Annotated in this window: 26 protein-coding genes; 12 read left to right on the top strand and 14 right to left on the bottom strand. The window is 37.7% G+C overall.

Going from position 1 to position 26,269, the window contains the following annotated elements; all coding sequences use genetic code 11:
• Window positions 1–296 precede the first annotated feature (296 nt).
• Window positions 297–527 (top strand): hypothetical protein, encoded by a 231-nt coding sequence (locus AAHB12_RS10970; RefSeq protein WP_342045335.1) that lies wholly within the window; start codon window positions 297–299, stop codon window positions 525–527.
• 148 nt (window positions 528–675) lie between these two features.
• Window positions 676–972, top strand: a complete 297-nt coding sequence (locus AAHB12_RS10965) for a hypothetical protein (RefSeq protein ID WP_342045334.1) — start codon at window positions 676–678, stop codon at window positions 970–972.
• Between the two features lie 246 nt (window positions 973–1,218).
• Here AAHB12_RS10965 and AAHB12_RS10960 read toward each other — a convergent pair whose 3' ends face one another.
• Both AAHB12_RS10960 and AAHB12_RS10955 read right to left on the bottom strand, forming a co-directional pair.
• Complete coding sequence (locus AAHB12_RS10960; protein WP_129726236.1) at window positions 1,219–1,479, bottom strand: hypothetical protein; 261 nt, start codon at window positions 1,477–1,479, stop codon at window positions 1,219–1,221.
• 86 nt (window positions 1,480–1,565) lie between these two features.
• Window positions 1,566–4,151, bottom strand: coding sequence for a helicase-related protein (locus tag AAHB12_RS10955; protein WP_342045333.1), 2,586 nt, complete (start codon window positions 4,149–4,151; stop codon window positions 1,566–1,568).
• Window positions 4,152–4,678: 527 nt separating this feature from the next.
• On the opposite strand from AAHB12_RS10955, the gene AAHB12_RS10950 reads away from it, so the two are divergent.
• The gene (locus AAHB12_RS10950; RefSeq protein ID WP_129726670.1) at window positions 4,679–5,221 is read left to right on the top strand and encodes a tyrosine-type recombinase/integrase; all 543 of its coding nucleotides are present in this window, start codon (window positions 4,679–4,681) and stop codon (window positions 5,219–5,221) included.
• Between the two features lie 255 nt (window positions 5,222–5,476).
• Here the strand turns inward: AAHB12_RS10950 and AAHB12_RS10945 are convergent, their stop codons facing one another.
• Both AAHB12_RS10945 and AAHB12_RS10940 read right to left on the bottom strand, forming a co-directional pair.
• Window positions 5,477–5,653, bottom strand: coding sequence for a hypothetical protein (locus AAHB12_RS10945; protein WP_165350663.1), 177 nt, complete (start codon window positions 5,651–5,653; stop codon window positions 5,477–5,479).
• Between the two features lie 232 nt (window positions 5,654–5,885).
• Window positions 5,886–6,836, bottom strand: a complete 951-nt coding sequence (locus tag AAHB12_RS10940; RefSeq protein ID WP_342045332.1) for a DMT family transporter — start codon at window positions 6,834–6,836, stop codon at window positions 5,886–5,888.
• Between the two features lie 193 nt (window positions 6,837–7,029).
• On the opposite strand from AAHB12_RS10940, the gene AAHB12_RS10935 reads away from it, so the two are divergent.
• From AAHB12_RS10935 to AAHB12_RS10925, 3 genes are all read left to right on the top strand, one after another.
• Entirely contained in the window at window positions 7,030–8,373 is a 1,344-nt protein-coding gene (locus tag AAHB12_RS10935; protein ID WP_342045331.1) for an aminotransferase-like domain-containing protein, read from the top strand.
• 1,019 nt (window positions 8,374–9,392) lie between these two features.
• Window positions 9,393–10,172, top strand: coding sequence for an alpha/beta fold hydrolase (locus AAHB12_RS10930; RefSeq protein ID WP_342045330.1), 780 nt, complete (start codon window positions 9,393–9,395; stop codon window positions 10,170–10,172).
• A gap of 422 nt (window positions 10,173–10,594) precedes the next feature.
• Window positions 10,595–11,062, top strand: a complete 468-nt coding sequence (locus AAHB12_RS10925; protein WP_342045329.1) for a hypothetical protein — start codon at window positions 10,595–10,597, stop codon at window positions 11,060–11,062.
• A 98-nt stretch (window positions 11,063–11,160) separates the two neighbouring features.
• Here the strand turns inward: AAHB12_RS10925 and AAHB12_RS10920 are convergent, their stop codons facing one another.
• On the bottom strand, window positions 11,161–11,904 hold the full coding sequence (locus tag AAHB12_RS10920; RefSeq protein ID WP_342045328.1) for a hypothetical protein: 744 nt from the start codon (window positions 11,902–11,904) through the stop codon (window positions 11,161–11,163).
• Window positions 11,905–12,395: 491 nt separating this feature from the next.
• Here AAHB12_RS10920 and AAHB12_RS10915 point away from each other — a divergent pair, with 491 nt between their 5' ends.
• From AAHB12_RS10915 to AAHB12_RS10905, 3 genes are all read left to right on the top strand, one after another.
• Window positions 12,396–13,508, top strand: coding sequence for an ATP-binding protein (locus AAHB12_RS10915; RefSeq protein ID WP_342045327.1), 1,113 nt, complete (start codon window positions 12,396–12,398; stop codon window positions 13,506–13,508).
• A gap of 97 nt (window positions 13,509–13,605) precedes the next feature.
• Entirely contained in the window at window positions 13,606–13,971 is a 366-nt protein-coding gene (locus tag AAHB12_RS10910; RefSeq protein WP_129726242.1) for a carboxymuconolactone decarboxylase family protein, read from the top strand.
• A gap of 64 nt (window positions 13,972–14,035) precedes the next feature.
• Complete coding sequence (locus tag AAHB12_RS10905; RefSeq protein WP_342045358.1) at window positions 14,036–14,944, top strand: serine hydrolase domain-containing protein; 909 nt, start codon at window positions 14,036–14,038, stop codon at window positions 14,942–14,944.
• Between the two features lie 368 nt (window positions 14,945–15,312).
• Here the strand turns inward: AAHB12_RS10905 and AAHB12_RS10900 are convergent, their stop codons facing one another.
• Window positions 15,313–15,684: an rRNA methyltransferase gene (locus AAHB12_RS10900; RefSeq protein ID WP_129726243.1), complete on the bottom strand. Its 372-nt coding sequence runs from the start codon at window positions 15,682–15,684 to the stop codon at window positions 15,313–15,315.
• A 732-nt stretch (window positions 15,685–16,416) separates the two neighbouring features.
• Here AAHB12_RS10900 and AAHB12_RS31745 point away from each other — a divergent pair.
• Window positions 16,417–16,494 carry a hypothetical protein gene (locus AAHB12_RS31745; RefSeq protein WP_446715547.1) on the top strand — a complete coding sequence of 26 codons (78 nt, stop codon included), beginning with the start codon at window positions 16,417–16,419 and terminating at the stop codon, window positions 16,492–16,494.
• Between the two features lie 61 nt (window positions 16,495–16,555).
• Here the strand turns inward: AAHB12_RS31745 and AAHB12_RS10895 are convergent, their stop codons facing one another.
• The 8 genes from AAHB12_RS10895 to AAHB12_RS10860 form a co-directional block, all read right to left on the bottom strand.
• Window positions 16,556–18,127 (bottom strand): DUF2339 domain-containing protein, encoded by a 1,572-nt coding sequence (locus tag AAHB12_RS10895; RefSeq protein ID WP_342045326.1) that lies wholly within the window; start codon window positions 18,125–18,127, stop codon window positions 16,556–16,558.
• A gap of 664 nt (window positions 18,128–18,791) precedes the next feature.
• Window positions 18,792–19,379, bottom strand: a complete 588-nt coding sequence (locus AAHB12_RS10890; RefSeq protein ID WP_342045325.1) for a class I SAM-dependent methyltransferase — start codon at window positions 19,377–19,379, stop codon at window positions 18,792–18,794.
• Between the two features lie 324 nt (window positions 19,380–19,703).
• Window positions 19,704–20,600, bottom strand: coding sequence for an intracellular short-chain-length polyhydroxyalkanoate depolymerase (gene phaZ, locus AAHB12_RS10885; protein ID WP_342045324.1), 897 nt, complete (start codon window positions 20,598–20,600; stop codon window positions 19,704–19,706).
• Between the two features lie 24 nt (window positions 20,601–20,624).
• Complete coding sequence (locus tag AAHB12_RS10880) at window positions 20,625–20,987, bottom strand: type II toxin-antitoxin system PemK/MazF family toxin (protein WP_342045323.1); 363 nt, start codon at window positions 20,985–20,987, stop codon at window positions 20,625–20,627.
• Window positions 20,977–21,198, bottom strand: a complete 222-nt coding sequence (locus AAHB12_RS10875; protein WP_129726248.1) for a hypothetical protein — start codon at window positions 21,196–21,198, stop codon at window positions 20,977–20,979. Before AAHB12_RS10875 ends, AAHB12_RS10880 begins: the two co-directional genes overlap by 11 nt.
• A 260-nt stretch (window positions 21,199–21,458) precedes the next feature.
• On the bottom strand, window positions 21,459–21,860 hold the full coding sequence (locus AAHB12_RS10870; RefSeq protein ID WP_342045357.1) for an SDR family oxidoreductase: 402 nt from the start codon (window positions 21,858–21,860) through the stop codon (window positions 21,459–21,461).
• A 15-nt stretch (window positions 21,861–21,875) separates the two neighbouring features.
• Window positions 21,876–22,802: an aldo/keto reductase gene (locus AAHB12_RS10865; RefSeq protein WP_342045322.1), complete on the bottom strand. Its 927-nt coding sequence runs from the start codon at window positions 22,800–22,802 to the stop codon at window positions 21,876–21,878.
• Window positions 22,803–22,940: 138 nt separating this feature from the next.
• Window positions 22,941–23,927 (bottom strand): LacI family DNA-binding transcriptional regulator, encoded by a 987-nt coding sequence (locus AAHB12_RS10860; protein ID WP_342045321.1) that lies wholly within the window; start codon window positions 23,925–23,927, stop codon window positions 22,941–22,943.
• A 380-nt stretch (window positions 23,928–24,307) separates the two neighbouring features.
• Here AAHB12_RS10860 and AAHB12_RS10855 point away from each other — a divergent pair, with 380 nt between their 5' ends.
• The gene (locus AAHB12_RS10855) at window positions 24,308–25,192 is read left to right on the top strand and encodes a cation diffusion facilitator family transporter (RefSeq protein ID WP_446715546.1); all 885 of its coding nucleotides are present in this window, start codon (window positions 24,308–24,310) and stop codon (window positions 25,190–25,192) included.
• A gap of 69 nt (window positions 25,193–25,261) precedes the next feature.
• Window positions 25,262–26,251, top strand: coding sequence for an LCP family protein (locus tag AAHB12_RS10850; RefSeq protein WP_342045319.1), 990 nt, complete (start codon window positions 25,262–25,264; stop codon window positions 26,249–26,251).
• The last annotated feature ends 18 nt before the right edge of the window (window positions 26,252–26,269 follow it).

Raw genomic sequence — 26,269 nt, 5'->3', positions numbered from 1 at the left:
GATACAACCAAGGAGCTTTTCTTATTGCACGAACGGGTGGAAGAGTTGAAGAGTAGCTGCTGTTGTCTCTTTCTTCTTGTGTTAACGAAGAGGGTTAGCGAAGGAAGGGATTGTTTTCCCTTTAACGAACTTTATTATTTAAGCTATGTTAAATTATGTTGTTGATATTTGACATATGTTGCGGAAGATTTGGGAAGATGCTGATTTTTTCGAGTTTAGGATGATTGCCAATTTCCCTTAGTGCCAAATTAATATTAATTTCTATACAACCTAACTGGAAAGGAAAAAGATACGTTATGGATATTACGCCACAAGAAGAATCCATGATTAAGGCTCTCCGTGAGACTGCATTACCTCCTTTATTTGTGCTCATACGAATTAGAAATGATATTTTAAATGACACTGTAAATGTCGAAGAGAGCCGAAGAGATGACGTCGTAAAAACATTAGAAAAATACATCGGTCCACTATGGAAGGACTATCATGAAGGAAAGAAAACACAATCAACTGTCGACGGTCAAGATTAATTATGATGCAAAGTCAGCAATATGGACTATTCGATTCGAGAGTCCGACCATACCGGTTGACTCTTGTCCTATAAGCTAACTATCGAAGAAGTAGAAATATGGAGAACAAAATTTTTTGCTTATGTTCACGAAGTATATCGGGAGAGTAATGAGAAAAGAAATATATTATGCCCTGCATTGTATTGATAACTTACGCTTATCAATGATCACAGCATGGTATATGGAAACCAGAATACAGCCTAACTCTTTCAGAGATTGGGCAAAATTAGAGGGGGACAGAAGTAAATTAAGCGGCTGGCAGTTATCACTCCTAGAGCACAGTATCAACTTGAGGCGAGAAAGTATGTTGAAAGCAATGATGGAATTTCGAGATATGGTTCTTCGCAATGACCATCCTATCAACTTGGAAAGTAAAGAACTGATTAAGCAAATGCTTTTCCGTTAACTATAAAATTATTATGTAAACTAACATACGTCAATGTTGTATACACAGCTAGGAAATAAAACACTAAAACAGTCGTTAGAACGTTTGGATAAAGATTGAACCTCCGTATCTACTATTATTAAGATAATGGAGTGAAGGGGGGATCCGATTAAATTTAGTTTATGAGAAAGTGCATTGATCATGAATCATGATGTAATCTTCATAAGATGGAAGGTAGAGTAAAAAAGAGAGAATCCTCTCTCTTTTTTACGGGAGATTGCCACTGCCTGTCTTCATTTTTTCTTTGACCGTTCCAATAAATTTAGATACATGCTGTTCTTTCTCGAGCCATTGTGTGAATTCCTGTAAAAATTCTTCTTCGGTTAAATGTGTATACACAGTGCCATCGATTGTAAGCTCGAGGCGTTGCGCTGGCTTAACGCCTCGAGCAGCAACGCGCTGCATAATTTTATCGTATCGATCCATTGTTTCGATTAATGACTCTCGATCTTTATCGTGCTTTACCATCAATTCAGCCTCCTCTGGTTATTATTTTACCAGAAGAACGGCGGCAATCGTCAAAAAACTGAGGGGATTTCAGAATTATTCTCCTATTATATTCCATAGTTATGGTAAGGCCGCCGTCTTTTATAGCACGACTGACACATTCCATATGGATAATCCAATGCCATAGGCTTTTTACACGAGCTGCATGTTTTCGTATGCGAGCGAAGATTGGTTTTTAAATAAGATTGAATTTGTTGTGATATTATCTGCCTTTGGCGTTCCCAAATATATGCATCTCTCCGCATTTCAAGTGAATATAAAAACAATAAATGCAAACCTATTTTTTTGTAATTTTGCTCCAAATGTTCCAGGTCTTCTCCTGATAGATCCGGCTCGGGGATTTCCAAATCATTTACGATTGCAGTAAGCATGAGCTTCCATTGATTCCGCAAATCTTTTTCGTAATGGGAGAACGGCATAGACAAGTAACGATACAGTTCAGGGAGACTAAGCCGATCTACAATAACCGTATTTTTTATTTCTGCATACAATTCTTTTTCTTGCGTCAAGTCAGCTTTTATCATCCCTGCTGGAGGCTTATAATTCTCCCATATTTCAAAAAACTTAGTTAAATCATGAGAAACAGCCGCGTACTCCTTGAGCATTCTTACAGTAGGTTTAATGGTAAAGGATTCAATGGGTGTATCTTTTGCTGTAAGAGCCTTTCGAATTAACCCTACGTTTTCCGCTGCTGCTACAAAACCAGTATCATACATTCCTTTTCGGCCAGCACGACCACCAATTTGTTTAATTTCTTGCGATGTTAGATTACGCCGCATAGTTCCATCAAACTTTGTGGTTTCCAGAAAGACAACGCGGCGAATAGGTAAATTTAAACCCATACCTATCGCATCTGTACTTACCACAATATCTGTATTTCTAGCCAGAAAATCTGCCATTTGTGCTTGTCGTGTTTCAGGTGGCATATTTCCGTAAATCACGCTAACCCGATGGCCTTGCTGCTCCAGAGCAGCGGCTGTTTGTAATACGCGGCTACGTGAAAATACAACGATTGCGTCTCCGGCACGAGCTTTTTTTAACTGAAATGGTATTGTTTCGGTAACAAGCGGTACAGATTGAGAATATGTAAGAATTTTTACTTGTTTTCCATCTAAGAGGTGAAGTAGAACATCCAAGGCATGGGGAGCAAGGATAATATGAACTTCGGCAGCTTTTGTTTTTGTAATAGATCGATACCATGAAAATCCGCGTTCGCGATCGGCAATCATTTGGGCTTCATCAATCACTGCCACTTCATATGTTTGCTCCAGATTTGCAACTTCAATTGTACACGATGTAACAGTTGCCCCATTTGTGTAGCGTTCTTCTTCACCCGTCTTTAAATGGCAAGGTGCTCCATCTTCATTTAACGTCTGATATACCTCTAGTGCTAGCAAGCGAAGCGGTGCCATATAGATACCAGTTTCTGCACGCTTTAGCCTTTGTAGTGCATTGTATGTTTTACCAGAGTTTGTTGGTCCTACATGCAGTACATACAAGGTTTGTGCAGCAGCTTTTGTGAAAGAAAACTCATCGTGAAACAATGATTCCATCAGCATTTGCTCCTGCTTCCGTCTTTCCTCAATCTTAGCTGCTTTTCTTCGGTAGTCATTCCACAGTTTTTGTCCGCTTTTTGTGCGAAGAGCAATTTGAAGCATGTCATCTGTATGTTCTTGTTCCATTGCTGCTATAAGCTCGCTTGCAATGTCAGAGATTTCTACGTGTATCTCGTGTGTATCTTCTAATATAAACTCTTCATATCCGCTAGCCTCTGGTTCATGAGCACGATGATAAAAATGATATAGCTCTTGGTATTCTGTTTTTATAGCTGGATCCAGTGAGTCAGAGAGTTTTTGGAAAAGGCTTGTATAAAGAAAAGATTCCAGCATATCTGCATAACGGTCGTAGTAGGTGGCGTGTCTTAGTTCTCCCCAATGCCAACTAACTGTTTCGCCTGTATATTCTTCTAAAAATTCTTCAAATAACGGGTAATCTGGTAGGAAAAACGGATCACCTTTCCTTAAAGGAGCATAGTAGTCTGAACGGCGAGAAGGGGGCATGCGTTTGACACGCTTGCTAATATCCCGTACAAATGCTAGCGCAATATGTTCCCTTGCTTGTTCGTAGAAGTCTTGCCTAAGCTGTTCTAATAGGTTCACGGCAATCTCTGTGAGCTCCTCTTGAATTTGCTGATAGCGGAATTTTTTCTTTTGACGCTCGTGCTCGTCTTCTGCTTGCTTACGAAGCTGATTCCAATCTACTTTTTGCACAAAAATAGAAATCCAGTCGTCTATACTCCAATGTATCAATTCCTTCAGTAACTGAATGAACTTATCCTGCTGCTGCGACTTTGTAGAAATTTGATCCTTTTCATACAGTTGTTCTAACGCCTTATACCGCTCCTCTCTCGAAAAACGCTGCAATGCTGTATGCTTCCAAATGCCATTCCAAATTTTCTCGATGCTTTCTTTTTTAGCGATAACATATTGCTCGGTTGTATAAAGTTCGTTTCTGCCTTCCAGTTGTCTTAGCAGTACCTGTGTAAAATGTTGTTCTACCTGTTTAAAAGCTTGTTCATCCCAATTTGGATAGAGTTGCTTTGCTTTTTCGATAGTTTGAGGATCTATCTTCATGAAAATCTCCTTTCGTGTCGTATCTTTTTTCTAGTATGCGATGAATATGCCTATTGCATGAAGAATCTTGCAGGGGAAAGGGGGGAGATTAAATTCTGTTAAATTGTACCACAGTTTCTTCGTGGATGCAGAGTGCTATTTCTTGAAACTACACAGCTTTTTCTTTCGTTTCCGGCGTAAAAAAAGTAAAATATATACATGAAACAAAAGATATATTTTGTTTCATTATGAAAATGATATGAAAGCTTGTCATATATAGCGTTAGACTATACAGGTAAGAAAAGGAAAGAAACATATTGAGCCAATGTTTCTTTTTCAAAACAGATAGAAAAAGGGGGAGAACGGGCGTGGAGAAAAGATTATATGCTGAATTCGTTTCTTTAACAGATGGTGAGTACATGTATTTAACCGAAAAATACGGTGGTCAGGAACTCAAACAAAGAATTGCAAATTTAGATAGAAGCAAGAGAGAAGATCCGAAAAGACAAGAGATCAAGTCTGATTTTCGAGCGATTATAAGCGAAGGAATGAAGGTAGTCGAACCGATTCGCGATAAATATATGATCGAACGCATGAAGCGTGTATTGAAGCAGCAATCAGAGCGGAATTGGTTTTTATTTGTTATGGGGATTAATACAGGGCTGCGTATTTCCGACTTACTGAAACTCCGAGTACGAGATGTACGTCATAAAACACATATTGAATTAAAAGAAGAGAAAACAAAAAAGCTAAAACGATTTCTTATCAATTTTGAATTACGCAAAACAATTGAGGAGTATACAGCATATATGGAAGATGGGGAATATTTGTTTCCGTCTAAAAAAACAGATGGACCGCTCAAGCGCATACAGGCTTATAAAATCTTAAAGAACGCAGCGGAGAGTGTAGGATTAGAGAATATAGGCTCTCACACTTGCCGGAAAACCTTTGGCTATTGGCATTATCAAATGTACCAAGATATCGCGTTGCTGCAAAATATCTTAAATCATTCACATCCGAGCATTACATTAAAGTACATAGGAATTAATCAAGAGATGATGGATAAAAGCTTGGAGAGCTTTAGTTTATAGGACTCCTTATGTCACAGACGGTTCTTTCTTAGATCGCTTTCAGGATAAGACTTGATTGATGCTGTAGTCGAGTTTTAAAAATGGAATATATGCGCAAGGTATTGCAGTTTCTGAATCGGAAGAAATTTAATTTGAAAAGCCGTTTTCATAATATGAAGACGGCTTTTTTAGATTATGATTGTGAAATAAAGGGGTTAGCTGCACAAGTTAATGAGAGGAATATTGTAAAAAAAGCCTCTTGTGTAAAAGAGGCTTTCATTTCGTTGTATACGGTTTATCCTCTGGATGAAGATTTCTTGCTTCTTCAATGTTCTTGTGAGAGCCTGTCCCTTGAACCTTACCGCCCGCAAGACCTTCATTAATCATACGGTCCACATCTAAAGAGACTTTGTCTCTTCCTTCATACAGCGTATCGTTAGTATCCTTATTCACGTTTCATCCTCCTATTTTCACTTAATACATAGAGTTATTTGTAGTTTATGGAGGAAGGAGGAGAATTATTTATAGATTACTGTTTCCTTTTTATGAATGCAGGTTATTGTTGCTGACAGCTGAGCTAACCGAAAAATAACTAATATATTATTTTTTTAACATCATGGTTCCCACCATCTTTAAATGATCCTTGTCGCAATTAATGAGCAATTGAATAATCAGTTGCACCCCATCATACTTCTAAACGGTCAGCATTGGCCATTCGCTTCGCTGCTTTTTTTCGCCCAAAACGATTCGCTCCCATAACCCCCGTGATAATCAGCGCCGAACCGATGATATGGTACAGTGTAATGTTTTCCCCGAGAAACATCGCTCCAGCCGCGATAGAGACAATAGTTGACAGATTGGCGAATACGCTCATTTTCGACGCTTCCATTTTTGACAAGGCGTAGTTTGCTGTCAGTGCTGTGACGAGTGAGGACATCACTCCCAGGTAGAGGATCGATACGATAAAAGTACCGCTGGCGAGCGGTGCGAACAGGTGATCAAGCGTCCCAGCGGCTGCATGGCTGGTGAGCGAAACTACCAGAAATGCGACGAAACCGATCCCCAACAGCAAATAACTGATTTCCCCCGGGTTAAAAACCCGCAACAGCGACCGAGCCAAAACGTTGTATCCAGCCAAAGCTAAGCAGGATAAGAACAACAGGAGAATCCCCGTTATGTTCGATAAATCGATGCTGCTTCCCTTCATTATAAAGATGAACACAACACCGAATACCGCCAGGAAAATAGACAGCTTCTGCGGGACGGTTGTCGCTTCCTTCAAAAATACGGTGGCCAGTAACATCGTCACGACCGGTGTGAAGGCGTACAAGATGCCGCCCTCGGCCGAAGTGGCATGCTGCAGTCCAAACGTTTGCAGCGTGAAGAACCCCAGCGGGTACATGGTTGCCAGCAGCAACGCTTTATATATCGGCTTGCCGCGGTACTTAAGTTTAATCCGTCCGAACGCAACCGGGATCGACATGACTGCAAACGAAGCAGTAAAACGATACGTCAGTGTGTCGAGCGGCTGGGCGTGTTCGAGCGCTATTTTGGTAAACAAAAACGAAAATCCGATTATCGCCGCGTTCAACACAGCAGACAAATAAGCAAGTGTCAGTACTTTTTGGTTTATCATTGCATCTTCCTCTCTGCAACAGCTAAGATCATGTTCGCGAATATCTTATCCCTTACATGACAAGGGTATGACAAAATGCTGATCCGAACAATGCCTTTTTTCCAAAAGTGTATCGATACAGTTGGCGAGGTCAAGTATTATAATGAGGAGAGAAACGTGTTAGACTTGTGAAAACCCAACAGGGGGGAGCGGCGTGAAAAGATATTTGGCTATTCTTTCTGATATGGAACAAAAAATCATGGACGGGCAATACAGTCCGGGCCAAAAGCTGCCTTCCGTCCGCATTGCCGCGAAGCTGTACGGCTGCAGCGTCAGCACGATTACCCGGGCATACGCAGAACTGGAGAAGCGCCACGCGATTTATTCGATCGCGCAAAGCGGCTTTTATGTGGTCGGAAAACCAGGAGATTCGTGTGACAACATAGAAGGCAAAATGATCGATTTCGCTTCGGCATCGCCGGATTTGAACATGTTTCCATATTTGGATTTCCAGCATTGCTTGAACAAGGCGATTGATACATACAAATACTATCTGTTTACATATGGTGATTCGCAAGGTTTGGAAAGGCTGCGCCAAACGCTCGTTTCCCATTTGGCTAACAGTCAAGTATTTGCAAAAGCGGAGCGAATTTTCGTCACCTCGGGTGTCCAGCCGGCGCTGGAAGTTTTAGCGAAAATGCCGTTTCCGAATGGAAACTCGGTCATCTTGGCTGAACAGCCGAGTTACGATATTTATTTGCGTTTTCTTGAAGCGGAAGGCATACCGGTTTGCGGAGTTAAGCGTACGACGGCAGGGATTGATTTACGGGAATTAGAGGAGAAATTCAAAAGCGGCGGAATCAAGTTTTTTTACACAATGTCGAGATACCACAATCCACTCGGCACCTCGTATAGTGTGGAGGAGAGGAAAGCGATAGCTGGTTTGGCCGGCAAATACAACGTGTACATCGTGGAGGATGATTACATGGCCGACCTGGGCGGAGATCGGGGTTTTGACCCGATTTACGCTTACGACAGAACAGCGCACGTCATTTATTTGAAAAGCTTTTCGAAAATCATTTTCCCGGGGTTGCGATTGGGAGTCGCCGTTTTGCCGGAACGGTTGCTGGAGACATTTCGCACCTTCAAAAGATCCGCCGACACCTCGCTTTTGTCCCAGGCGGCGCTCGAAGTGTACATCAAAAATGGCATGTATGAGCGGCACAAGCGCAAAATATCCAGCCAATACGCAGCGCGGATGCGCGCGCTGAACGAGGCCGTACAACGATACAATAAGGCCGGGCTGATTGAAGTATCAGACGTCAAATCAGGTGTCTATATGCAGTTTAAGCTGCCGCAATCGATCAATATGGAGCGGCTGACGAAGCGGCTTGCATCGAGGAATATCAGCGTCGTGTCCGGAAAAGGCTTCTATTTATCGGATTATCTGGAGCGGGAGAAGTTTTTGCGGATCAGCATTTCCCGAGCGCAGCTGGAGCAAATTGATGAAGGGGTCAAGGCGATAATTGACGAAGCGGGGCTGTGCAGCAGTTGGTAGGATTGCGAATTGATGCGCTGCCGCATCCAATGCGGATAAATGCTTTAAACATCCTGATTCATGTGATTAGCGTAAGAAAGTATATTCACATCTTACTTTATACTCTTTTTAGATGTTATTATGATTTTAGTCCTTTTAAGTGCTATGATTTATTTTTATACAATAAATAAGGGCCTAGGCTTAATAGGGATGACTTTGACTGAAACTATTTGTCTAATAATTCTGATCTATTTAATGTTATAAAAAACACACCTCCTAAAGACTGATTCACAAAAAAGATAAAGAGAATAAGCCCGATATAAACTCATGAGTCCAAAGGGTTCTGATGTCAAAATAAGAATGCAGAATTACCCCAAAACAAGGATTTTATACGAATTTCTCAATTTTATTGCTTTGGGGCAGCTTGTTTTTGTTAGGTTAATGGCTAATGCGTCAGGGTTCCTACATGATTCTCTCTTATATCAATTTCCATGTACATTTTTTGTATGTCTTGCGCTTTTGGAAGCTGGCAACTCTTTTTCGGTATAGAGTAGTTTCGTTTGTTGTATATTATAAATGGTTCACATGTGATAGCAGTTTAATGTAATTGGACTTGGAAGAAGACATTCTAATACTGATACATGGTCAACAATCAGCTTTAGACGTTGGGGTGGGGATTGCCTATTATGCTTTCAGATACAATCAAGGAAGCCAAATTAAAAACAAGTTTCCGATCCCAGGTAAATAATCAAGATGCATGGGACTGATACAAATCACATAAGACTGTTATTTTATATATTTAAAACTTGGTAATAAAGCGATAGAAGGAACTCGACTGATACAAATTGGTCGAGTTTTTAAAATTGATTCGTACCTTTTTGTTATGAATGGACTATATAGATGCATCAAAATTATGTAAATAAAGCACGTATTTCTCTAGCTATTTTATATACAATACAGCAAGTCCTATAAACCATTCTGTAAGATAAAAGATCTTATAATGAGGAGAACGATTCCAAAATATTGAGGTGATTGAATATATGCCAATGCTAGATGTGGACGGTACTAGCTTGTATTATAACGTTAAAGGAAAAGGGATTCCTATTATTTTTATTCATCCCCCTGTACTCACTCACGTGAATTTTAAGTATCAAATAGAGGAATTATCCCAAAATTTTAAAGTTATTACTTTTGATATTAGAGGTCACGGAAGGAGCCAGTACTCAAGAAGACCGATAACCTATCCGCTGATTGTTGAAGATATTAGACAGCTGTTGGATCATCTGGAAATCAATAAAGCATTCATATGCGGATATTCGACCGGAGGCTCTATCGTATTGGAATTTTTGCTGGCTTATGCCGACCGATCCTTAGGAGGCATTGTAATTAGCGGAATGCCTGAAGTGAAGGATAGACACCTAAAGAATAAGATTTCTTTAGGGATAGCACTTGCGAAAGCAGGAGCCGTTTCCGTTCTGGCTCTGTCCATTTCAAGAAGCAATTCGAATACACTAGGGTTGTTCATAAAGATGTTTAAAGAAGCCCGAAAAGGAGATGCAAGAAATATCGAGCAGTATTATCGTTATAGTTTGCATTATAATTGTACAAAGCAACTGAGAAACATTGATCTTCCGATTTTGCTGGCTTATGGTAAGGAAGATCAAACATTTCGTTATTATGCAAAGCTGCTGCATGAAAAATTGCCATGTAATGAACTAAAGTTCATTGATCATGTACAGCATCAAGTTCCTACAAAAACATCTACTGATTTAAATGATTTGATTAAGAAGTTTGTCTATATCCATAACGGGATGAATTAGAGAAGAAACTGTTTCTTTACAATGATGGAATGGAATATGCAATTAAAAGAATTATTACAGTCAGAAAAATACATATCATGATATAAACGAAACTGTCAACACCTGTACCCCAACTGTTTTTTATTAGGGATAGCCCCACATGCTCATCAAGCTGACAGAACAAGTTACCCTCAAAACGATAAAAGTGAGCCTTATTGCTATAAAAGACACAAAATCTTAACTTGATGGCGATGAGGTCCTGCCAACAAAACGCAGATTTAATACCCTTAACGTTGTAAATTTGCATTTTGTTGGCGGGACGCCTATAAGCAAGAACTATACGAAGGCGTTATAGTATTTGGTAAAGGGATTATTTATTCGTAGAGAGAATATAAATAAAATAATCATTTAAATTAGTGTATGTATTCTGCCAGGAGGATGGTATGTCTGTTATGATTTTAGGAGCTTTTCTTATCGCTCTAGTTGTAGCTATATTTGGTGTAGGGGTATTTATTCGAAATCGAAAACAAGAAGGTACACAAATGGAAGGGGAGTCTGAGCATATGGTAAAGCACTTATATTATTATTTGGTTTTGTTTGCTACATTAATGATGTCTATAGGCGGATCAGTCGGTGTTTTTATGTCAGTTGCTGATTATGTATCGCCAAACTCATATTATCAATCATTTACAGACTATAAAATGATGACGGAGAAGGAGGCTGCTCCTGATAGCACTCCAAAAACAGAAGAAGAGTTAAAAAAATCGTATGAAGAGATGGTTGAGAATGAAAAGCAACGTATTAAGGACAATGCATTGAATGGAATAATTAAAAGCTTTGGATGGATTATAATTCCACTCCCAGTATTCTTTTATTTCCAAAGACAGATTCGCAGAAAAGAAAATCATTAAAAACAGCTTGTTCCATGCAAGCTGTTTTTTTGATGCGGCGTATGTATTACTGCTCCTTATGAAGCAAAAGGAAGACGATTGTTTGACCTAGCGTCTTCCTACATAAACTCTATTTTTTTTCGTATTACAATTTTATCTTCTTCTTTTTCTTCTTCTCCTATATACAAGCCACGTTCCTTTAAATATTCGATAAAGTATAAATCAGCTTCTGTTTTTTCATCGTAAGGCTTCACGGAGAGAACGAACCCAAGCTTATGTTGATCCTCTAAATGTACAGCAGAGATATAAGCCGGGATTTGATGTCGTAAAAAAAGTTCTTTTGCAGGTATAATCATATCCTTCATAAGCTTGACCAAAACATTCATCTCGAACTCAAAAGTAAACCGTTCAATTTCCAGCAAATCCGCAAATACTACACCAATAAACCCAGTATTAAATATATCCGGTAGTTGCGCTTCATCCTCCATACCTATGTAGAAGTTCTTCTCTATTAAGTAATTCGTAAAGTAAGCAATTCCTTCTGCTTCATCAAAAGGTTTAACAGATAAAACAAATCCGATCTTTTTCTGTTTAGGTAAATATATACAAGATAAGTAAACCGGATGCTGATGTTCAGAGAAGAGGGCACTGATTGCTTTTGCTAATCCGTCCAGTACATGGTGTGCAACTTGCATATACTTACGAGAGAAATAATATTGCCTTTTTTGCAGGTCGTTCGTATTCACGAATACAGATCCGATAAAACCAGTGTTTGAGATAGAAGGGGAGGGGAGTTTGCGTCCTTTTCTGTTCTTTTTCACGATGTATTCGTTCCTTCCTATACATAAAATAAAATCGAACATTAGTTCTATTTGTAATATCGTACCACTTAATGAAATAAAAGTAAATTATTTTGTGTAAAAATAAATAAAAAAAGATGCCATTCTATAGGCATCTTGTAAGTGAGGTATATTCTCAAAGTATTGAAATGTTTAGGAAACAGCAACTTCTTCAATTTCTTCGTCTTCTATATAACAATCCATAGTGCGCACGTCTTTATCTTCATGACTTCCAAAATAAATGGTAATGTTCATTTAGTATCTCTCCTTTATTTTAGGGATTCCTAAAACAATCGCTCCTCATAGTATATAATTCCTTTTATTATACAATACTTTAATATCATCCACAATATGGGAGACACATTCCTTTTATTTATATTAAAAATAAAAGATTTGTTTCTTTTACACAAAATGTTTAATTTCGACAAATCCATGAAAGCTTTACTTCCAAATATTCATTTTTTACATTACAATCGAAGGGGATTCTTTTGCAACTAAGGAGGGCGGTGAACGAAATGAACGAAATAGCAAATCGGACTGACATTCCAAATCAAAAAACTGCAGAAAGCCGATTGAAAGAAACACTTAAAGAATTAAGTGATATCAAGTTCGCCTTAGATCAATCTTCTATTGTAGCCTTTACAAACGAAAAGGGCGTTATAACAAGTGTAAATGATAAGTTTTGTGAAATATCCAAATATAGCCGCGAAGAGGTAGTCGGGCAAGATCATCGTCTTTTAAATTCTGGTTATCATCCTAAAAGCTTCTTTAAAGAAATGTGGAGAACAATCGGGCAAGGGCAGGTATGGAAAGGTGAAATCAAAAATAAAGCAAAGGATGAGACGTATTATTGGGTTGACACAACGATTGTCCCATTTTTAAATGACAACGGCAAACCATATCAATATCTAGCAATTCGGAATGATATTACGAAAAGAAAAAATACAGAAGCCTTGCTGCGTGTACAAGATAAGCTAGCGGCCGTTGGGAAAATGGCGGCTGGTATCGCTCATGAAATCCGCAATCCACTCACCTCTATGAAAGGATACGCCGAGTTTTTGCAGCTTGATGAGGAAAGTGAAGAAAGACGAGAATACCTCGATATTATCCTTGATGAAGTAGATCGTGTGAATTCAATTGTCGAAGATTTTCTTGTACTGGCAAAACCAAAAATAGTTCAGTTAAAGGAACGAAATATTGTCTCGGTAATCCAAAATGTTGTATCTTTACTAGAATTTGAAGCAAGAAAGAAAAGTGTATGTATCCATTTTCATAGAGATCAAGAGATAATTCAAGTTGAATGTGATGAAGATCGCCTAAAGCAGGTCTTTTTAAACTTTATTAAAAATGGAATTGAAGCTATGCCAAACGGTGGAGATATTTTTATTAAAACACTTGTTGATAGCAATCAAGTACAAATCTCTATTCAAGATACAGGCGTAGGACTTTCTAAGGATCAGTTAGCTAAAATTGGAGAGCCTTTCTTTACAACAAAGAAAAATGGGAACGGTCTTGGTTTAATGGTTAGCTTTAAAATCATTGAAAATCACCATGGCAAAGTGGATATCGAAAGCGAACTAAATAAGGGCACAACATTTCGTATCGTATTGCCGAATAAAGCTGTGTAACAGGAGTATTTTACTCCTGTTTTTTTGTGTATAGGAATTTGATGTTATAAAGCATACTAAGCTACGACGAACAACTTACGAAACGGAGGAAACACACATGCAAGGTGAATTTCAAAGCTCTACGCATCAATCCTTACATCATTACAAGGAAGGATTAGGACAATTCACACAAAAGGTGCCTCATATCGCACAAGCCTTTAATGCATTTACAGAGGCTTGCTTTCAAGAGGGTGCATTATCACAGCGCGAAAAGCAACTTATCGCTTTAGGAATTAGCTTATCTTTGCAGGATGAATATTGTACCATCTACCATACAAAAGGCTGTATAGACCAAGGGTGCTCAGAAGAACAAATCTTAGAGGCATGCGGTGTTGCAGCTGCATTTGCAGGAGGAGCAGCCATGAGCCAAGCTGTCACACTTGTACAGGAAAGCATAACGGAATTAAAACAACAAAAACACTAAGTAATAACAAAAGCTCCTTCGAGTTTAGTGAAGGGGCTTTTTAGCAAAGAAATGAGGTGCGATGTTGAACGTTGAAGAAATAGTAAAGCAATACACAAAGAAGAAAGTGAATGCCTTTTTAGTAGTGCAGGACGGCAAAATCATAAAGGAATACTACAAAAAAGCAGAAGATGCCATTCAGCTCCATAAAATCAATTCTATTACAAAAAGCATTACAGCTGCACTCATTGGAATAGCAATAGATAAAGGATATATTCTAAACATTGAAACACCGCTTAATCACTTTTTCCCTACTCTTCCTGAAAATAAACGAAGTTTGACCCTATATCATTTATTAACAATGACAACAGGGGAAAAGTGGGAGGAGTTTGGGAACGGAAGCGGAGTAAGATTTCCATCCTTTTTTGTAAAATCAAAAAATTGGACTCAGTATGTACTCAAACGCCCCTTGCTAGAATGCCCAGGCATTAAAATGAACTATAATTCTGGCTCCTCGCATCTGCTTAGTGCCCTTTTACAAAACATAACAGGAATGTCGACAAGGCAATTTGCTCAGCAATACTTATTTGCCCCTTTAGGAATCACACAATATGAGTGGGAGCAAGACCCACAAGGCGTTTACATAGGAGGCTTCAGTATGAGAATGAAGACAAAGGACATGCTGAAGATTGGTCGGCTATTTTTACAAAACGGCAACTGGGAAGGAAGGCAAATTATCTCCTCAGACTGGATCCGTCAATCTACAATTCCACATTTTAAAACTTACGAACATATTGGTTCATATGGATTTCATTGGTGGGTGCTGGACCGAAAGAAATTTGAAGTACCGATGGACATGTACTTTGCAATGGGATACGGAGGACAATATATTATCGTTGTTCCCGAACTAAATCTCACAGCAGCTATAAGCAGTTGTATGCCAAGAAGTGGTTTGATTCCATTACGAATTTTTATTGATAATTTAAAACAATGACAAAGGGTTCTGGATTTATATTCAATATTTAGAATGTAAAATTCTTAGAGGAGGCTAATCTATGCAAAACACCATCTTAAGAAGAAATACACTCATTATGTTAAAAATCACTCCGGTACCCAATTGATTTTTAAGGTCATTTATTGTTCAAAATATAAATTTGGACATGCTATGAGGATTGGGAACAGGATCATAAATGAAATGCAGCTTAAAGCTTATAAAATAGGATTATGAGTCATATCTTTAAATTTCTCTTTTGTCTCAATATCTAAAGTTTACTTTGTATTTGAAACAAAATCTATTTTCTCTTTATAACTTCCGATAATATGTATTATGTTCGGGGCGTTGTAGGAGATAGAAAAAAGGCTCTACTCTATCCGATGTTTATGGCTACTATTTTTAATGTTTTCAAAATCGATAAAATCAACACTGTATTCTAAGACATCATTAATAAACAAGTTGTGGTTTTTTGCAAATTCTTTAACTTGCTCTAATAATTCCTTATCATAAGTTGTTTTATATTGAATCCGGTCTTTAGGTCTTGATTGTTTGTTAAATGTAATGACTCCTTGAGACAACACCATCTGCAGGCCGCTTTCAAGTAAGTAGTTCGGATGAGTATCATGTTCAATCGCCAAAGCATGTAATGTATCTATTATTGATTTACTAACATTTGTTCTAAATTTGATTCTAGCAGTATCTGTTGTTTGAATTAACCTTCCATTTACAGATTTCCACATATTATGGCACCTCCTAAGTATTGTAGATTAATATCGCTCTGTATGCTGCTCTATGTGATTTTTCTTATAAGAATCATAGATTACAGCAATGTCATTATATACTATCTTTGCCAATTTCGGAAGGTCATCTTTACCTTTAACCCAAACTCGGTATATTGTATTACCTGATTAATTCGTTTCAGTAGCCACTTCAGACCGTAACTTCCATGTCTGGAAAACAGATAAAAGTCCTTTAGTAAACTGTAAGCTGCCTGTCGTAATGTTCATAACATATCCTGTTTTTTGAACCTATCCATTCCCTTCAATCACGCCTGCTATAAATTATGTAACATGAATGGATGGTTCTGTTCAAGAGTTCACTCCTTCCGATAATTTCTAAAACCACTATATATTATGTAAACCTGAAACAAGCTCAAGCGTACCAATAACTTGATCCTGTTTCAACTTCCTGATGACGAAGACGTTTTATCCAAGATCAGGTGTTAATTAAACTATGCTATTAAACCTCGAACCTTACAGCGGCGAATCTCTTGTTTAAAATTATTTAGTCAGTTTTGTTTAAAGAAAAACTACCCTCCCATAGACTTTATATTCAGGTTCCCAAAGCAGATAAGAAGCTTTCAGCATATATGAAATTAAAGAACTGTTTCGATTCTTGGAAAATGATGATAGCCCTCTCTCCCCCTCCTCTATCGAAATCTGTTGTTGTTTAATTTATTAACTACAACGGGTATGAGAAGGCAAGAAATTATTGATTTAACATATCAGGATATAGACCTAACAAACAATACAATCCTCCCTATCATGTAAAAAACGGCAAGGAATAATACCTTGCCGTTTCTTTCTTCTGTACTGTTGTAACTACTCATAATCAAGTTGCAGAAACAACAACTCGGTTTTGTAATCTTTGTTTAACGGCAATATAAAAAGCTATTAAACCTTCTAAAAGAACTGCAACACCTTCATATTTATTATCAAAAACCTGAACAATAAACGAGAATATAGAAAACACTGTAAAACCAGATAAAAGATTAATGATAGAATTATAACTAAATCTTTTGTTTTCAATTCTTAATTTAAATTTCTTAAACGCATAGCCTACTGTAAATAAGGAAACAATCATCATTAGCCATTCTACTGTTTCAATAGATAAAAATCTTTCAATCTCATCAAATGCAGTTAAAACAACACCTAAAGCATAAACTGATCCTCCAGCGATAGTTTGGTTTTTAATTTTCCCAGCTAATCCAATATACAAAGCAATTACTCCTTCAATTAAAAATGCTAGACCTATATGTTCTTCTTTTGATATATCCAATAGAAACATGGATAATGCATATGTTGCAATTGGAAGGGTAATATTTAACTTTTCTTTGTTTTTTCCAAAATACACGTACGATAACACAGTGTAAACAGCAAAGAAAATAGCCAAGAATGAGGAATATAGGGCATCTGCAAATCCAACACCTGCCCAAAGTTGTGTTAACACAAAGCTAGTAAACAATGTTGCTTTTTGAGCAGTTATGAATAACTCTTTTCTTAAAAATGTTAGCAATAAAAATACATGTTGAACCATAATAGCAACAGTTGCCGCTTCAATTTGGTCTCCTGGGAATACACACATAATTAATAAAGAAATGTGTAAAAGCCCTCCGCTTGTAATGTATAAATAAATAAAGTTCTTAAGCAATGCATATTTAAGCAATGAAAGATAAAATATTACTTCATATGCTACAAGGAACAGTGTACCGTCCCCTTTATTTTCAACCAAGTAAGGAACTAGAAATCCAGCAACAGTAGCTATAATTGAAATAGGTTGTGAATTATGTCTGTGTGATAAGTAAATGCCTAAAATAACCCACAATACGTTCAAAATGAAGGCAATACTAGGAACTATTAATCCATACAACATATGAGCTGCAAACGTTGATAAAATAAAAATTACAACAGAACCACCGAGCAAGACCTGACCCAAAGCTTCATGGTTCTTCTTGATTTGTTTTTCTCCTAAATAAATTAAAACACCAGCAGTAATCATTCCAAGAACAACTCGAATCGGTTCGGTAATGAACCCACTATCAACAGCAGCTTTAAATCCCCAAAGAATCCCTAAAATTAATACAAATATGAAAATTCTTGGCAACCATACTTGCCCAAGGAGTTTCTCCCAATCAACTTCTGTCTTTTTAGATTTAGAGGGAATAGCAGGAGCATGTTCGGAGTTAACTTGAACAGTGGGTTTGTTTATCATAATTGGTTCTAGAGAGACTGCAATATTTGTATCTTTTTGTTCCGCAATTACACCTTTTTCTTTTTCTTCAAATGCTACATGACCATTTTTAACACGTTCATTCTCTAAAGCCTTTGTTTTTAGGAACGCAACTTCCTTTTCAAGCATTGAAACTCGATTTTCCAAGGCCAAAATCCTTTTATCTTCAGACATATTAAGTAAACACCAACTTTCACAGTAAAGTTTTCGCTCCTACTCTCTTCTCAATATGAATACAAAACCAGCGCCAGCGAAAATTGCGTTGCTCATAATCAAGTTTATGTAGTCCGATTATTTCTGTTCTTTACAATCCAATCTTTTAAAGATCTGTTGATGGATATGTCCTTTCTGCTCCACCGAAAAATAGCTGCCAATTGAAAATGATTTCTTTACCACTTAATTCATAGGCTGAAATTTTTGTTTCTAACATTATTGGTTTTACAAAAATACTTGAGTTATCAACTACATTTGATATCTTTGCATTTGAGAGCTATGATATGAGGACTATCAAATAACCTATAATCCCGTTGTTTGGTTATGTAGTGTACGCTCAAAAAGGATATAATACGTTCTGTATATTCCTTCGGATAAGTTTTAAACGCAGCTACGTGGTCAACTCCCTTAGGAATCCATAATTCGAATAGTTCGGGATTTATATTTACCATCTTAACACTTTCTGTATAAGGTATTTTTTGATCATTATCCCCATGAATAAACAAAACTGGTCTCGGACCAATTGATTCCAGGGAATGAATCGGATTTGCTTTAGCAAGATCAATTTTCAAAACAGCCGGGAGTAAAAATAGTATGGCTGGTGTAAAAGTTTAAATATTTCCTTTTATTTCTTAAGTTCTAATTCAATGAAAAATCCATTATAAAAAGTTCTTTTATTTAATATTTCTAATCCATTTGCCTGTATCATTTGAACCGTATCTCGATTTAAGCAACAACCATCACATCCTTTTTTCCATAAAGGCGTTAGCCAATCCTGTAATGTAGCCAGAAAGGGATTTTTCACTCGAACATGCTCAAAAAGAAGAATCTTACCTTTAGATTTGCAAACCCTTTTCATTTCTTGTACAGCTAATTCAGGATTTGGAATTGTACAGAGTACCAAAGTAGCTACTACGGTATCGAAGGTATTATCAGCAAAGGGCAATCGTTCTGCGCTTTCCTCAATAACTTCTATAGGAACTACAGACATTTCTCTTCTTTTACTAGAACGTTTAATCATGTGCTGATTGGGTTCAATGGCAGTTACCTTTATAACAGACTCATAATACGGAAAATTAATTCCAGTTCCTGAACCTACTTCGAGAACTACCCCGTTCGCTTTTTGGAGTAATTTTTTTCTAATCGATTGAAATTTCCCTTTTTCTAAAGGACCCATAAAGAAATCATAATATTTTGGAAACGTATTACCCATTATTTCAAATCTCCTTATAAACATAACCTTGTTTAAATGCTTTTTCAGATGTTTTCCTAATTCTAGAACTTCTATAGAAGTGACTGAAGCACCATATCCGAAGAGGGGATTAAAGTAGTAAAAAGCATCTCCTACTATCTTAGAAAGAAAGGTGACTCCAAAAGGTCTTTAAAAAACCTTTTTGGAGTCACCTTCTTTTTTTATTTACTATATAGATTATTTTATAAAAATTCAATTTACTTAAAGAAAAAACAATTACTTCTCGAAGGTTCACAATTTATTTTATAATATCCAAAGACATTGCGGAAATCTGCACTTTACAGACTAACCAAGAAACTTTTCAACCTCCGCTGTTAGCAACTTTAAGTTATCAACAAGCGGTGAATGCCCACATCCTGTTAATTCTACATACTGCGCCCGACCTTTGAAATCCTCTAAGATTTCTTTTGTCATCTCATCTGTAATCACCAGATCTTCGTCCCCTCTTAGCACAAGTACAGGTATGGTAATAGCATTCACTTTATCTAAACCTTGGGTTAGCCCATTATATTTCATACTTATATTAAACGTATTTAAAGAATGATAGACGTCAGCTAAATTTCTCTGTGTAATCATGTCTTCTATGTATTCCTCATACTTTTCAGGCTTAGGCTGTGCTTTGCGATAAATTAAAGCATTCCAAATTCCCTTTAACATTTCGCTATCTTTCGAATCGTAAGCCCTCTGAATAGGAATCGTTCTAAGAGGGTCCTTTTGTATATCGACAACTGTTTGCAATCGCTTTGTTATATCTGGTTGACCATTCTGATCTGTTCCAAAGAAAGGGTATCCCCTCGTCGAAGCAGAAGAAAGCAAAATTAGACGATTACAATAGCCAGGATAATCGGCACAAAACTCCATTGCTACTGCTCCGCCTGTTGACCATCCAATGATTCCGAAATTTTTAAGTCCCATTTCGTCAACAAACAATTTAATGTCATCGGAAAAGTCCTTAATACGTTCAATGGGTGTATGATAGGATGAAATCCCAAATCCCCTCATATCTACCGCGTATAATTTATACTTTGAATCTAGTTCTTCAATCAGAAGATCCCAATGCTTCGATGAAGTCATATTCCCATGAATCAGCAGGAGATTTTCTTCTCCACCTATTCTTTCCCTATAGCCTAGCGTTTCTCCGTTAGCTAATGAAACTTTTTTGAGATGAACTAACTTGGCCATACATAGGCCCCCTTATTAGTTAATTTATAGATTATGTAGATCTTTGTGCAATATTTGCGAAAACATCCTATCTATTCTTGTTAGATGATCAAAATCAACCTGTCCTAGCTTTCTGATAATATAGCTTTCATCTATCGAAAATACTTTGTCTACTACAACCCAAGATGGCTCAAGGATCAGACCAAATTCAATTGGGAAATCGAATTGAAGTTCATAGCGGTTAATTCGTGGGTTTGCAGGTTGGCTTGTAATAGCTAGACACATATATCTAGCATATTTCTCATGGTGTGGTTTGCAGCTCATAACAAGAGCCGGACGCTTTTTATATCCGGCCCCATCAGCAAAAGGAAATGGAATTAATACAATGTCTCCTTTATCATAAATCATTGTACACATCGTCCTTTTCGTTATCCCATACGTCGGCTAAGGATTTATTTATAATACCTTTGTATAAATCATCATCTTCTATAGTTGTAAATGAGTGAATACCTTGTAAAACTCGGGCAGCTTGCTTTGCTAAATCATACATTCCTCGTTCATTTAGCTTTTCAATTAAATCCTGTAAGTCATTCACTACATCCTTTTTTAAAGCAGGCACATACGCCACTTCCTTTTCGGAGGTATTTGTTAAATTATAACATATCCTGTTTGCATTATGTACAATAACAGATGTTGTTATGCATAGAAAAGAGACGACAATTCTTTTCTCGTGAGCATTGTTATACAACCGTATTTATTCTATTCATGTTGTTGAACGGTGACAAAAAGTTCTACCATTCTATGAAAGCCGTGCAAAATCAAAAAATGACCTCCCAACACTTCCTCACGGTATGGAAACAATTAGAGAATCCCCAATATTTAAGGATAGCCCTGCTCGATAACTGGTGTAATAACTGCCTCATTTACTACAAACCGAGGATTTTGTGTCACCATGTGAAGGAAAAAACGTCCCGCATCTTCTGGATTTAAGAACTCTTGTTGTCTTTCTTCATGCCCGTTCGTATCCATTCCCCCTGGATACACAACAGAGCAACGAATATTGTACGGCTTTCCTTCTCCATTCAATGCCTGTGTGAATCCAGTTAATGCGAATTTAGTAGCACAATAGGCTGTGGCATTTGGCCACCCCTTTTTACCGGCTACTGAGGAAATGTTAATAATGTACCCTGAGTTTTGTAACTTCATAGAAGGAAAGACGGCTTTAGATGCATAAAAAACCCCATTGAGATTCACTCCAACAATTTGGTCCCATTGTTCAATGGTTAACTCCTCAATTTAACTATTTATTTTAGAATTCCATGCTTGCGGATGAGCATCATTCATAAGTTCCAAATCTGCTGCTTTAGCGCTCGACTCTAATTGTTCTGCATTTCTGTAACCTGGAATTACACACGTAACAGCAGGATTTTTCAGGCACCAAGCTAATGCCCACTGCGCCATATGTACACCCTCAGGTACTTCTTTACTTTGGATTTCTTCAACCAGCTTCAACTGTTCCTGATTTTTTAAACTACGCCAATCGTTTTGTTCAAATACAGCACCTGGCTTATATTTTCCACTTAAAAATCCATTAGCTAAAGGTTCACGGGCCAATACCCCCAAGTCTTGCCGCTGGCAGGAAGAGAAAACTTGGCCTTCGGGCTTTTGATCCACTCGATTGTACACAACTTGGATCACCTCTGCATTTACCTTTGTAGCAGCATCAGTTTGGTATACATTATCATTACTACCGATTGAAATACCAAGATGACGAATCTTTCCAGCCTGTACCTGTTTGTCTAGTGCTGTCCACAATCCATCATTATCAAACACTTCATCACTTCCAGAATGGAACTGATAAAGGTCAATATAATCAGTACGAAGCGCTTGCAATGAAGCGTCTAGCTGTTTTAAAACCTCTTCAGCTCCCCAATGATTAGTACGGTTTACATGACCATGGAAATGATGACCAAACTTTGTTGCCACAACCCAATCTTCCCGCTGATCTTGTTGAAGATACTTTCCAATCAAAGCTTCAGATAGATGATCACCATAACATTCTGCCGTATCAATCAGATTCATTCCTACTTCTTTTGCTTTATCTAACATTTGGTTTACCTCTCGTTGGGAAAAAGTCTTCCCCCATTCTCCACCAAATTGCCAGGTCCCCACTCCAATTACTGAAACCTTAAGTTCTGTTTTTCCAAGTCGACGGTATTTCATATATCCTGCTCCCTCCTAAATATGTTTAAAATGATGTTAGATTACTGTGGAATTTGTTCTTCCAGCCGATTAATTGTTCACTCTATGGAATCTCAGGTTGTGGGATCGATTCAGCAACTTGAAAAAAGTCTAATTGACTCACGTTGATTCTCGGATACACAGATTTGCTTCTAAAACGATTCGCTTACCTTCCAATACATCTCCATCTAAACATGATATAAGAAGTTCCATGGACTTTACTCCAAGTTGAAAAATTGGTTGATCAATCGTTGTTAAATTTGGTTGAACTACTTTAGAAACTTGTACATTGTCAAATCCAACTACCGCTACGTCTTGAGGAACCCGTAGTCCTTGCTCCTGCACAGCTTGAATGACACCAACAGCCATCTCATCATTCGCAGCAAAAATAGCACTTGGCTTCTCCTCTAGTGCAAGAAGTTGCTTAGCACATGCAAATCCACCTTCAATGGTAAAATCACTACACGTGATTAAATCATGAGAAACCGATATTTCATAATTTTCTAGCATCTGGATATACCCTTTTTGTCGATCCCGACAGAGGATAATATGTTCCGGTCCATTGATAAAGCCTATTCTCTTGTGACCCTTTAAAATTAAATGTTCAGTTACACGCTCCGCCGCTTTTATATTGTCAATCACGACAGCAGGAAGAGAATTGTCTTCTACATATTCACTAGCTAGTACAATTGGACCATGCTGAAGGTAAGATCTCACCTCCTCTAGAGGGTTTCGTAAAGCAGTTAGAATCACACCATCTACTTGTTTTCTCTCCAGCATCTGGAGATACTCCATCTGTCGAACAGGATCTTCTCCCGTATTACAAAGGATAACATGATATCCTTTTTTAACAGCTACCTCTTCCATCCCCTGAACTAGACTACCAAAAAACGGATTGGAAATACAAGGAATTAAAACGGCAATTAAGTTGGTTTCTTTTCTCCGTAAATTACGTGCAACCTGACTCGGCTGGTAGTTCAATTCTTTCATCGCTGCTAAAACTTTTTGTTTTGTTTCTGGATCCACTCGACCACTATTGGTAAGAACTCGGGAAACCGTGGATCTTGATACCCCAGCTTTTTCTGCTACATCTAAAATAGTTGGCATTCCATCACCTTAATTTTTTCTTCTTTCATATTTTTATTTTTCGCGGGATCGATCCCGCAGCTAACCTTAGTCTTAGTTTATTACAAACATCCTATAAAATACAAGTTTATATTTATACTTAAAAAGTAATACTTCTGTATCTGCTTAATATAGGTTTTATTCATTTTCAAAATGGACAATACAGTAATAAATAGGTGCGAGTATACATCAAAATATTACCGAGTTTTATACGATGTAATTTGGGTTATGATTACAGTCTTTCTTTCCTGCAACAAAGTTAACTTTGAGACATTCTGTTTCTCTAGACCCACTCGATTTCTCCATGGTAATATGCAAAAGCATAAAAATGATTAGGGATAGGTGTGGAATACGTGGGTCATATGCGAGAGAACGTTGCCAAAAAGGTGGCTTGGATTAGTGTAATTAGTAACATTATTTTAACAGTAGGAAAAGTGATTGTAGGTCTTTACGCCGGAAGTGAAGCTGTGTTTGCAGATGGGATTCACTCTGCTGCTGATGTATTTGCTTCAATCATTGTTTTACTTGTAATTGGATTGGCCAATAAGCCAGCTGACGAAGAGCACCCCTATGGTCATGGAAAGGCAGAAGTCATTATTTCAGGAATCGTAGGGATTTTACTGTTTTTAGTTTCTCTTTATATTGTATTTGAAGCGGTTGTAGGCTTTTTCCATCCGATGGAAGCACCGAGCCTGCTAGCCATGTGGATTGCGCTTTTTTCTTATGTGGCCAAAGAAATTCTGTATCGATATTCTTTTGCTATTGCTAAAAAGTATCAAAGTAAGGCGATTGAGGCAATCGCTTATGATCATAAGGCAGATATTGTTGCTTCTATTGCCGCAGCCGTAGGGGTAGTACTATCCGTTATTGGCGGTAAGTATGATCTCACCTTCTTGTTATACGGGGATAAGGCAGCGAGTATGTTGGTAGCCTATTTAATCTTTAAAATTGCAAAGGAGATGTCTTCTGAAGCGTTTAACATCCTCCTGGAGCGTAACGTCGAACAAACATTATTACAGGATTATATCCAAGTGATCCAGAACTTTTCAGATGTCAAAAGAATAGACAAAATCCGAGCACGGGAACACGGACATTATGTGTTAGTAGATGTACGGATTTCCATTGATCACTTTAAAACAATTAAAGAGGGACATGACCTAGGAAAGGAAATCAAAAAGGCTTTAATGGATAAGCATGACAATATTAAAGAGGTACTCATTCACTTGAATCCATATTTTCCAGGATAAAGCATACTTATGCTGCATTATCTCGGAAGTCTGTCATACTAAAAATGAATACAGGAAGGAAACAATTTTATGGGAGAGAGAAGACAAGAAAGAAAACAAAGGGCAAGGATTAAATGGAAAAATAGTATCTATATTTTGTTAGCGTTGCTTGTAGTAGGTGGTGGATTAGGAATATATGCATACCAAAACTTCCTGCCAAAAAACTATTTTAAAAATGTTGCGACAGCAGTTCGACCGACCACAGCAAGTGAAGTAAAGCCAAAGAGCGGCGTATTTAACGTGCTTATCATGGGAACAGATCAACGACCAGAAGATCCAGCGGGACATTCTGACTCCATGATCCTTATCCATATGGATATAGACAAGAAACAATATAATGCGGTCAGTATCCCACGTGACTCACGGATTTATTTAAAAGGCTATGGATACACGAAGCTGACAAGTGCCCAGTACATTGTCCAAGCTGACAATAACTCTTTAGATAAAGGTGTAAAAGCAGCAGCCCAAGCTGTTAGTGATTTTACAGGAGTACCTATTAACTACTACGCTGAAACAACTTACTGGGGTTTAAGAGATATTATTGATACATTAGGTGGGGTTGATGTAGACATTCCTTATGATGTAGAAATTACTCATTCATGGATTCCACAAAACGCCGGCAAGATTGTGAAGGCTGGAACGCAGAACCTAGATGGAACGATGGCCTTAGAGGTTGCGAGAGAACGTCATGCTATCGCAGATGGGGAGTTTGGTCGTCAACAGCTTCAAGAAAAGGTGCTTCTTGGTGTGGCAAAATCAGTATTGAAGCCGCAGAACATTATAAAATTACCACAATTTGTTCAAGAGCTCCCGAAGGTTATCACGTCTACAAATATGACACAGAAGGACGTTTTAAGCCTTGCATTTGCACTAAAGGATTTCAAATCTAAACAACTTCAATATCACCAATTACCTGGTGAGTATAAAACCGCGTATGATGACATTTTGCAGAATTATAACGATGAGTATATCGTGGATCAAGATAAAATTAAACAGCTAGTTTCTCAATATTTCAGCTAATCTTTCAAAGAATATTAA

It is taken from the genome of Bacillus sp. OTU530 (genome assembly GCF_038440375.1).
The sequence above is the reverse complement of the archived record's forward strand: the minus strand, read 5'-3'. Positions and strand labels throughout refer to the sequence as shown.